We start from the raw sequence: 6576 nt of genomic DNA, 5'->3' as shown, positions 1-6576 counted from the left end.
CTTTGGATTCTTCAACAGTGATTACGCCATCTTTGCCCACTTTTTCCATTGCTTCAGCGATCAGGTTACCTACTTCTTGATCGTCAGCGGAAATAGCAGCTACTTGCGCGATAGAGGATTTGTTCTCAACCGGCTTCGCGATGGATTTGATTTCTTCTACAGCTGCACGAACTGCTTTTTCCATACCACGACGGATAACCATTGGGTTAGCGCCAGCAGTTACGTTTTTCAGACCTTCACGGATCATAGCTGCAGCAAGTACAGTTGCAGTTGTTGTACCGTCACCAGCGATGTCGTTGGTTTTGGTAGCAACTTCTTTAACCAGTTGCGCACCCATGTTTTCGTAAGCGTCTTCCAGCTCGATTTCTTTCGCGATGGTAACACCGTCGTTAGTGATCAACGGAGAACCGAATTTTTTCTCAAGAACCACGTTACGGCCTTTTGGACCGAGGGTTACTTTAACCGCATTTGCCAAAGTTTCAACACCGCGCAGCATGGAGCGGCGAGCGTCTTCAGAGAATTTGACTTGTTTAGCCATCTAAACTCAACCTCCTGTTATGTGTTTATTCGTTCGACTTCCTATGTCAAGAGCCTTAACCGATGATCGCGAGGATATCGGATTCGCGCAGCACGAGGTATTCCTTGTTGTCTACCTTTACTTCAGTACCAGCGTATTTGGAGAAGATTACTTTATCGCCTTCTTTTACTTCCAAAGCGATGCGCTCGCCGTTGTCAGCAACACGGCCAGAACCTACTGCGATTACGCGGCCTTCTTGCGGTTTTTCCTTTGCAGAATCAGGCAAAACGATACCGCTTGCAGTCGTTTCGTCTTTGGAGATAGCTTCGATTACCACACGGTCACCCAATGGCTTAAGCACTAAAAACACCCTCCTCAAAAAATGTAGGTAAACAAATTTACGTTGTTAGCACTCGACTGTTATGAGTGCTAACACCCAATTCCTATAATAATGAATCACTATGTACTTTGCAAGTAGTTTCCCTCACTTTTTTCCATTTGCAACTGCTTGACTACTCTTCCTCCTATTAAATAGCATTCTCTAGCAAAAAGGTTCTAGTATTCGGACACGCTCATATAAATGAAACATAGAATCAGGCAAGCTCGCCAAGGAGGGAATTGTTCCATGCACAAATGGCTCTGGATTGGCTTAATTGCCCTGGGAGTCTTGGGAATCAGCCGTCTCTTCACTTCGGATACTACTTCCTTTATACGGGTCAACCTTAACCCCGCCTCCATCTATTGGGATGGCCGTGAAATCGTCACAAGCGAAAAGCCCGGGTACTACATGCAGGAAGGCAAGGAAATACCAGCTTCCCTAAAATACGAAGGGACGCTATATGTACCTCTCTCCATGATCAGTCGTCACTTGAATAAGCCTGTCGGGTGGGATGAAACTTCCCAAACCGCCTGGGTGGGTCAACCTCCCGTATTCTCCATCGGACAGCCTGAAAAACAGACTACACCCGATGCCGTCCCTGCCTCTCTGTCGCTTCCCCAAAAGCCTGCAACAGCCAAACCACCTGCAGCACTCATTCGAGAGGAGAAGCCTAACACGATTTTTGGCATCGCTCTCGGTATTTCTTCTGAGGAAGTCCACAAACGGTTAGGTGAGCCTGCTCGCAAAGAGCCAAGCAGTCTCGGCTATCAATGGTGGGTGTATAATCGTGACCCTGCGCGATACATTCAAGTCGGCATCGCAAATGACAAAGTCGTCGATGTGTATTCGCTCGCTCCTACAGCAAAGCTCGGAAACATCGGAGTCGGCACCAGCCAGCAATCACTGGAACGTCAGTTGGATGTACAAAACATTGTTTCTTTCTCTTTTCAGGGGGCACACATTCAGATCACCAATCAAAAGCAGCAACGCCCTCTCGTCATGAAAGACGGCACACCCTACATTTATTATTTGGACAAGCAGAATGGCAACAAGGTCACCGCAGTACGTATGATGGATACGCAAATGCTGTTGCGCGGCAGTTTTTACGAAACGAAATGGACCTATCAAGGTCAGGCGCCCAATTTTGATCCCCCTCCGCTTCGTGTTGGTGAACGAGAACAAGTCAATGCTGCATCTGAGCGCCAAATCCTCGATCTGGTCAACGTCTCCCGCTACCGATATAAGCTTCCGCCCCTTCAATGGAATGAAAAGGCTGCCGATGTGGCACGAAAACACAGCATGGACATGGAGGGTAACAATTTCTTCGATCATATCTCTGCGACTACGGGGAGTAATCCATTTGACCGCATGAAAAGTGCCTCTCTCGCTTACAGCATGGCTGGAGAGAATATTGCAGCAGGTTACACGGATGCCATCGAAGCCCATGAAGGTTGGATGAATAGTCCAGGCCATCGTAAAAACGTACTCGAAAAAGGCTTCACCCAGCTAGGAGTGGGTGTATATACAGACTACTTCACCCAAACCTTCCTCACTCCCACAAAATAATCGAAAAGCCCGGTCTCGTCGCTTTTTATGGACGACCGGGCTTGTTTTTGCAAAACAGGTGCACTTTACGGCAATTTAACCTGTTCCCTCAGGTGGTCAACTTTTTCAGTAAACTCCACAACAACCGTCTCATATTCTTTCGTGTGCAGGATCAGCCACGGACGACGCTCCCCTTTTTTGGGCATGATGACAAACATCTCTGCAATCATCGCATCGAGCTTTGCGGATTTTAGCTTGATCGGCTTTGGGGGGACTAGCGGAATTTTTACGATCATAGCGGAATCCAACGATGGATTAAACTCCAAGACCCGCCCGCTCACACTCTGCAAAATCTGTTGGGCTTCCTCCTGAAATCCAGCTGTATTTTCAAAGCTAGCCACAACGCGTTGCTTGTCCGTATCAAACAGCTCAATAGGCTCCCCCAGCCCGGCGGCATTAACAGTACTCCCTGAAAAAAACAACGCCAAACATACGATCAGCCACATGTTCCGCACCTCCTGGATCATAACGACCGTAGTATTTCCCAATTGCTGCTGGAATACCAAAAAAAGTCCTCTGCCACTCAGGACAGAAGACTTTTCTCATACAAGTTATTGAACGGGTTCGTTTGTTTCCAAACTGCCGTATTCTTGTTCCCACGCTTCTTGTTCTTTCAATTGCTTGCGATAAACAACACGGGATAGCCAAATGCTCAGCTCGTACAAAAGCAGCAAAGGGATGATCACGAGAATATCGCTGACAATCTCGGGAGGCGTCAAGGTAATCCCGACGACAGCCAATGCAAAGTAAGCGTAACGTCGTGCTTTTGCCAGCCTCATTGGATTGAGGATGCGCAGTCTCGTCAGGAACATGACGATAATTGGCAACTGGAACAGTATCCCGAACGGAATGACCATATTAAACATGAAACCAAAGTATTGCGCGATTCCGTAGTTCGGGTCAGCGCCCATCGATGCTGTAATACTGGTCATAAACTGCATAACCATCGGGAAAACGACGTAGTAGCCAAACACGATACCAACGATAAACAGAAAACAAGCCGCCGGGATGAAATAAAGCGTCCCGCGCTTTTCATGTACTTCCATCCCTGGTGAGACAAAACGCCAAACGTGATAAAGTGCTACAGGCAGTGTGATGACAGCGCCCACAAGGAAGGCAACCTGCATGTAAACACGAAGTGCGTCTGACGGATGCAACGAGACAATGGGCACGCCATCCGCAATCGGTTCTTGCTTTAAATAATCCACGAGTGGACCGGCGAGGAAAAAACCGACGATCAATGCGACAATAAACACGGCCAGCACCCATATGATGCGCTTGCGCAGTTCCGTCAGGTGTTCTACCACTGTCATTTCCTGATCCTTCATGGTAACCACCAACCTTACCTGTTACGCGTTCTTCTGCTCTTTTTCCATTTGCAGGCGCTCTTGCTCCAGCTTTTCGCGGATTTCTTTTTCCAAGCGCTCGCGTTCCATTTTTTCACGAACTTCGCGTTCAATTCGCTCCCGCTCGGCTGCTTCCTTCTCAGCGATAACCGGCGTTGTTTTGACAGACGCTTCTTTTGCGGCTAGCTCCTTGCGCTTTTTCTCTTCATCGTCGTCTTCATCATCGCTTGTCAGACTACGCGTAGCATTTTTGAATTCTTTCAAAGTATGACCTACCGCACGCCCCAATTCTGGAAGCTTTTTCGGACCAAAAAGCACCAAGGCTAAAACTAAAATTAAGATTAATCCAGGAATCCCGATTGAGCTCATACGTGTTCACTCCTTTTTCTTGTGAAGTCATTTGCTTTTCGTTATTTGCCAGTCTAACCAGCTAGCACTTTCGTAAACCACCATATCCGAGTCTTGTCATATCGGAAGCCACAATTCGCTCCCCAGCTAAGATGCGCGGCAAAAACACATCAAAGGAAGTAAATGTTTCATGCATGACCGCTCCCGGCAACCCGAGAATCGGCACATCACCTTTGTAAGCAACCATCAGCATGGAACCCGGTAGCATCGGCGTACCGTAGCGCACCACTTCTGCTCCTACTCCTGCAATCGCTCCCGGCGTGCGGTCATCTGGATCGACAGACATGCCCCCTGTGACCAGAATCAGATCGACACCTTCATCGAGGAATGAGTGAATCTGTTGTTCGATCGCTTCCTTGTCATCTGGGGCAAAACGCTGGTCCACGACAGTAGATCCGAGAGCTTCCACCTTGCTTCGAATGACAGGACCGAACTTATCTGCAATCCTACCAGAGAAGACTTCTCCCCCTGTCGTAACAAGTCCCACTTTTTTATCCTGAAACGTTTTTACTTGTACAATCGGTTCTTCAAACTGTTTGGCCAGTTGCTCTAGCTCGATGATTCGAGACTCCTCCATAATTAACGGGATGATTCTCGTAGCCGCCAATGTATGTCCGGGATGTACGACCTGATCGCCGTAAATCGTGGAGAACGCAATTCCTTCGAGCTTGTTCAACGCATGGACAGCTTCCTCGTTGATTTTGGCTAAACCTGTTCTGGCGGCCTTCATTGATACTTTGCCCTCATAAGGAGGCGTTAAGGTCAAGCCTGGTCCAGAAACAGCCTTGGCGATACGAATGCCCGCTTCTTCCTCATGGATGTAGCCTTCTGGCATCTCCAGGACGTAAATATGCTCTTTGCCAATGGACAACAGCGGCTCAATATCCGCCTCGGTGACAACATGTCCTTTTTTGAACAAGCGTCCTTTGAATTCTCCAGGCAAAATTTGCGTCATATCGTGAGGAAGCATCATTCCGATCGCTTCACGCACTGGCACTTCCCGCATCTGAGGTTTTTCTACCAATGCAATCCTCCCCAATCTTCGTTTGCTTCTCCCGTTCCTTGCAAAATGTGCAAAGCGTCGGAAAGCATATCGCCAATCGCATTGAAACAGATTTCTACGCCTTTCGGATTCCCAGGGAGGTTGATGATCAATGAATTACCCCTGGTTCCGGCAACGGCACGGGTCAGCATCGCCCGTCGGGATTGCTTCAAACCAGCACGGCGCATTTCTTCGGCCAAGCCTGGAACTGGTCTGTCAATGACCCACGCTGTCACTTCTGGCGTAACGTCACGCGGGCTAAGTCCTGTGCCCCCTGTAACAATCAACAGATCGCATTTTTCGCGGTCTACGAGCTCAATCATATGTTCTTGCAAATCTTCCATATCATCACTAACGGCACGGTATACAGCGACATCTACTTGAAGCCATTCCCTTGTCAGATGACGAACGATTGGCATACGATCGTCCACACGATCTCCTCTGGCAATCGAATCACTTGCAGAAATAACGCCTACCTTCCATTTGCTCACGATACATTCCTCCGGTTTCTCATTCGATAGTATTGTACACTTTTCTGTCAAAAACGTCTCGTCGTTTTTCCTTGGTGGATAGCACCATTCGCAGCAGGAGAAGGCATGAAAAAGCTACTGACACAAAACATTCAAAAATGCAGTAGACCTTTTTCGGTGACAACTGCATCTAGCAAAACATCATGAGACTCTAGGGGCACATGCTCCACAACCTGAATAGAGAAACCGACTCCAACCAAGAACGGGAGCTTTTTCAGCGTTGCCAGAAAGCGGTCATAATAACCACCACCATACCCCATACGTCCGCCCTTGCTGTCAAAAGCAACGCCGGGAACAACGATCGCATCCAAGTGTGATACGTCCGCTTCCTCTGCCAGGGCAGGATCTGGCTCCCAAATCCCGTAGACTCCTTGCTTTAGCATGTGCGTTCCTGTATACCGATACGGAATGAGACGTCTCTCGGCAACGTTTGTGAGCGGCAACCATATGTCTTGGCCTCGCTTTTTTGCCTCATGTAGAAAGGGCAGAATATCCAGTTCATCGCCAAAAGGATGGAAAGCCATGATTGCTTTGGCATCAGCCAGCCTTTCATGAGACAGCAAATGATCGCATACTTCTCTGGAAAGCTGCTCTCGTTCCTTTGCAGACATGGACTTGCGCCTCTCCAAAATATGGCTTCGCAGCTGTTTTTTATTCGTTTTTTGGTCCATGACAACCTCTTCCCTCTTTCGTAACGTGCTTGGGACATTCCCACGAGGCTTGTCCCATCCGCTCTCTCTAGGCTACAC

9 protein-coding genes (1 of these 9 only partly in view) are annotated in these 6576 nt (G+C 48.3%); 1 reads left to right on the top strand and 8 read right to left on the bottom strand.

Annotated features, from left to right (window positions below):
• Together groL and groES are read right to left on the bottom strand one after the other, a co-directional pair.
• On the bottom strand, window positions 1-538 hold the 5' end (the start) of the coding sequence (gene groL / locus FO446_RS02975) for a chaperonin GroEL (protein WP_047074052.1). It extends 1094 nt beyond the left edge of the window; only the first 538 of its 1632 coding nucleotides appear in the window; it begins with the start codon at window positions 536-538; the stop codon falls past the left edge of the window.
• Window positions 539-593: 55 nt separating this feature from the next.
• Window positions 594-878, bottom strand: a complete 285-nt coding sequence (groES, locus tag FO446_RS02970) for a co-chaperone GroES (protein ID WP_007721023.1) — start codon at window positions 876-878, stop codon at window positions 594-596.
• Window positions 879-1142: 264 nt separating this feature from the next.
• Here groES and FO446_RS02965 point away from each other — a divergent pair, with 264 nt between their 5' ends.
• Window positions 1143-2462 (top strand): CAP-associated domain-containing protein, encoded by a 1320-nt coding sequence (locus tag FO446_RS02965; protein WP_173611948.1) that lies wholly within the window; start codon window positions 1143-1145, stop codon window positions 2460-2462.
• Between the two features lie 65 nt (window positions 2463-2527).
• Here FO446_RS02965 and FO446_RS02960 read toward each other — a convergent pair whose 3' ends face one another.
• The 6 genes from FO446_RS02960 to FO446_RS02935 form a co-directional block, all read right to left on the bottom strand.
• On the bottom strand, window positions 2528-2947 hold the full coding sequence (locus FO446_RS02960) for a hypothetical protein (protein WP_173611947.1): 420 nt from the start codon (window positions 2945-2947) through the stop codon (window positions 2528-2530).
• A 105-nt stretch (window positions 2948-3052) separates the two neighbouring features.
• On the bottom strand, window positions 3053-3829 hold the full coding sequence (gene tatC / locus FO446_RS02955; RefSeq protein WP_173611946.1) for a twin-arginine translocase subunit TatC: 777 nt from the start codon (window positions 3827-3829) through the stop codon (window positions 3053-3055).
• Window positions 3830-3850: 21 nt separating this feature from the next.
• Window positions 3851-4216, bottom strand: a complete 366-nt coding sequence (gene tatA, locus FO446_RS02950) for a twin-arginine translocase TatA/TatE family subunit (protein ID WP_237899874.1) — start codon at window positions 4214-4216, stop codon at window positions 3851-3853.
• Window positions 4217-4277: 61 nt separating this feature from the next.
• Entirely contained in the window at window positions 4278-5279 is a 1002-nt protein-coding gene (locus FO446_RS02945; protein ID WP_173611944.1) for a molybdopterin-binding protein, read from the bottom strand.
• Window positions 5273-5788, bottom strand: a complete 516-nt coding sequence (locus FO446_RS02940; RefSeq protein ID WP_012684262.1) for a MogA/MoaB family molybdenum cofactor biosynthesis protein — start codon at window positions 5786-5788, stop codon at window positions 5273-5275. Before FO446_RS02940 ends, FO446_RS02945 begins: the two co-directional genes overlap by 7 nt.
• Window positions 5789-5919: 131 nt before the next feature.
• Window positions 5920-6498 (bottom strand): 5-formyltetrahydrofolate cyclo-ligase, encoded by a 579-nt coding sequence (locus FO446_RS02935; RefSeq protein ID WP_173611943.1) that lies wholly within the window; start codon window positions 6496-6498, stop codon window positions 5920-5922.
• Between the last annotated feature and the right edge of the window lie 78 nt (window positions 6499-6576).

The organism is Brevibacillus brevis (assembly GCF_022026395.1).
Lineage (GTDB): Bacteria > Bacillota > Bacilli > Brevibacillales > Brevibacillaceae > Brevibacillus.
Note: the sequence above shows the minus strand (reverse complement) of the source record. Positions and strands in the feature narration are given on the sequence as shown.